This window comes from Longimicrobium sp. (assembly GCF_036387355.1).
Classification (GTDB): domain Bacteria; phylum Gemmatimonadota; class Gemmatimonadetes; order Longimicrobiales; family Longimicrobiaceae; genus Longimicrobium.
Genome location: NZ_DASVTX010000249.1, coordinates 1 through 2844 on the forward strand (window position 1 = coordinate 1; position 2844 = coordinate 2844).

A 2844-nucleotide genomic window follows, 5' to 3' on the forward strand; every position below is an offset into this window, starting at 1 on the left:
ACCAGGCGCGACAGAAAAATGCTCAGCTCGTACAGCAGCACCAGGGGAAGCATCATCATCACCGTCACCGTGATCACGTCGCCCGGCGTAAGGATGGACGCGAGGGCGGTGATGCCCACGATGGCGTGGCGCCGCTTGGACGCCAGGAACTGCGGCGTCACCAGCCCCATCGCCGACAGGATCAGGATGACGACGGGAAGCTCGAAGACGATGCCGAACCCCAGCAGCAGCCGCATCACCATGGACATGTACGGGCCCACGACGATGTTCTGCTCCAGAAAGTCCGTCTGAAAGTTCATGGTGAAGCGCAGCGTCATGGGCAGCACCAGCTCGTACGCCATCACCACGCCCACGATGAACAGCAGCACCCCCAGGTACAGAGAGGGCACGATGACCCGCCTTTCGGACGGCATGAGCGCCGGCGCCAGAAAGGCCCAGATCTGGTAGATGACGATGGGTGAAGCCAGCACCAGCCCCGTGGTGAGCGCCAGCTTGAGCGTGAGAAAGAACGGGTCGGTGGGGCTCAGGTACTTGAGCTTGCCGCCGTTCAGAAACGGCTGGATGGGCTCGATGAGCAGCTGCATGACGCCCATGTGCTGCACCAGCAGGTAGCCCGCGATGGAGCACACGATCACCGCCAGCAGGCTCCACAGCACGCGCCAGCGCAGCTCCTCGAGGTGGTCGAGAAACGGCATCTCCGCCGGCCTGGGCTCGTTCACCTTCGCCATCCTGGACCTCGAAGCACAAAAATCAAGAAACGGGCGCGGCTCCTCCGCGCCCGTACCGTCGTCATTCTTCCGGACCGTCCTCGTCCCCCGCCGGCAGCCCCAGCTCCAGCTCGTTCTGGTGCCGCCTCAGTTCGCGCTGCGTCTGCCGGTCGCGCAGGTCGCGGAACTCCATCAGGAACTCTTCCGGGTCCTGAAAGTTGCGGTACACGCTGGCGAAGCGCACGTAGGCGATGTGGTCGCGGCGCTTGAGCCGCTCCATCACCATTTCCCCGATCTCTCCGCTCTCCGCCTCGCCGCTTTCGCGCCGGTCCAGCTCGCGCTCGATCTCCTCCACCACCCGGTCGATCTCGGTGGGGGTCACCGGGCGCTTGGCGGTGGCGATCTGCAGGCTGCGCAGCAGCTTGCGCCGGTCGAACGGCTCGCGCTCGCCGTCCCGCTTGGTCACCTGCAGCGGGCGCTCTTCAATGTACTCGTACGTGGTAAAGCGCCGCTCGCAGCGCAGGCACTCGCGGCGCCTGCGCACGGCGCGCCCCTCGCGCACGCTGCGCGAGTCCACGACGCGGTCGTCCGTGTGGTGGCAGAACGGGCAGCGCACGGCCTATGACCCCGCGGCGGTCCGGCGGTTCACCGCGTCCCCAGCCGCTGCAGCTCCGTGCGGGCCTCGGTGGCCTCCGGGCTGCGCGGGTACCGGGCGATGACGGCGTTGAAGCGCAGCCGCGCCTCGCCGCGGCTTCCCCGCGCCAGCTCCAGCCGCCCCATGCGCAGCAGCGCGGCGGGGGCGCGGGGCGAGGTGGGGTACAGCTCCAGCACGCGGCCGTAGGCGGTAATGGCCGCCCCGTTGTCGCGCCCCGTCTCGTAGCTCTGGCCGATGTTGAACTGCGCGTCCGCCGCCAGCCGGTGCTCCGGGTTGGCGCGCAGGAACTCCTCGAACCCGGCGCGCGCCGTCGTGATCGATCCGCGGCGCAGCGCGGCGTTGGCCGCGTCGTACAGCTGCTGCGGGTCGCCGGAGTCCTCGTCCGCCGATTCCGCGTTGTTGCCGGACGCGGACTGCTGCGCCGCGGCCTGCTGGCGCCGCGCTTCTTCCGCCGCGCGGTCGATCTGGGTGCGGAGCTGGCCCAGCTGCGCCTGGTTCTGCCCGCTCAGCTCCTGGATCTGCACCAGCTGCCGGTCGATGGCCAGCAGCCGGTTGGCCAGGTCGCCGCGCAGGCGCACGTTCTGGTCGCTCAGCGAGTCCAGCATGAGCTCCGTGCGCGAGATCAGCGCGCGCACCATGCTGTCCTGGCGGGCCTGCTGCGTGGCCATCCCCAGCTGCAGGTCGCGGATGTCCTGCTTGGTGGCTACGCAGGCCCCGGCGGCGGGGAGCAGCGCGAGGAGCGCCGCGACGGCCGCGCGCCTCACCGCAGCTCCTGCGGCACCACGCGCACCTCGCCGCCCGCAATGGCGAACTCCGCGCGGCGGTTGCGCGCGTAGGCGTCCTCGCCGTCGCCCTCCACCAGCGGGCGCTCCTTGCCCATGCTCACGGGGGTAAAGCGGTCGGCGTCGATGCCGTAGTTGGCCAGCCAGGTGCGCACGGCTTCGGCGCGGCGCTGGCCCAGCGCCAGGTTGTACTCGGTGCTGCCGCGCTGGTCGGCGTGCCCCTCGATGCGCAGCCGCACCCCGGGGTTGGCCTGCAGCACGGCCGCCTTCAAACGCAGGATCTCTGCCGCGCGCTCGGTGATGTCGTTGCTGTCATACTCAAAGAAGACGATTTCCGTGAGCGCCTCGCGGGCGCCGGCCGTTTCGCGGGCGATGCGCTCCCGTTCAACGCGGTCGCGCTCGGCGGCTTCTTCGGCGGCGGCGGCGCGGCGGCGCTCCTCGGCCTGGCGAATGCTGTCCGCGCGCGCGGCCTCGTCCACCCCGGCCGTCGCGGTCGTGGTGTCGGGCTCGGGGCTCACCACGGGCTGCTTCTTCTTGCAGGCGCCCAGCGCCAGCAGGGGCACAAGGGCAAGAACCACGGCGCTGCGAACGGTCATCGGTTTCCGGGGGAGGAAGGGACGGGAGTACGAAAGTACGAGAGTACGAGAGTATGAAAGTGCGTCAGCGCGTCAGGCGCTGCAGGGCGGGCGACCAGTCCGGG

The 2844-nt window shown here is 69.8% G+C and carries 4 protein-coding genes; all 4 read right to left on the bottom strand.

From position 1 onward, the window contains the following. Positions 1-719, bottom strand: a 719-nt coding sequence (gene tatC, locus VF665_RS10980) for a twin-arginine translocase subunit TatC (RefSeq protein ID WP_331053474.1), incomplete at its 3' end; no start/stop codon positions are given. Positions 720-789: 70 nt separating this feature from the next. Further along, positions 790-1323 carry a transcriptional regulator NrdR gene (gene nrdR, locus VF665_RS10985; RefSeq protein WP_331053475.1) on the bottom strand — a complete coding sequence of 178 codons (534 nt, stop codon included), beginning with the start codon at positions 1321-1323 and terminating at the stop codon, positions 790-792. Positions 1324-1352: 29 nt separating this feature from the next. Then, positions 1353-2126 (bottom strand): tol-pal system protein YbgF, encoded by a 774-nt coding sequence (gene ybgF / locus VF665_RS10990; protein WP_331053476.1) that lies wholly within the window; start codon positions 2124-2126, stop codon positions 1353-1355. After that, the gene (locus tag VF665_RS10995) at positions 2123-2740 is read right to left on the bottom strand and encodes an OmpA family protein (RefSeq protein WP_331053477.1); all 618 of its coding nucleotides are present in this window, start codon (positions 2738-2740) and stop codon (positions 2123-2125) included. The genes ybgF and VF665_RS10995 overlap by 4 nt, the downstream gene beginning before the upstream one ends. Positions 2741-2844: the final 104 nt, after the last annotated feature.

What these genes read in the sequence shown, in the direction of transcription:
- VF665_RS10995 (WP_331053477.1), bottom strand. Translation starts at nt 2,740, where the DNA reads ATGACCGTTCGCAGCGCCGTGGTTCTTGCCCTTGTGCCCCTGCTGGCG.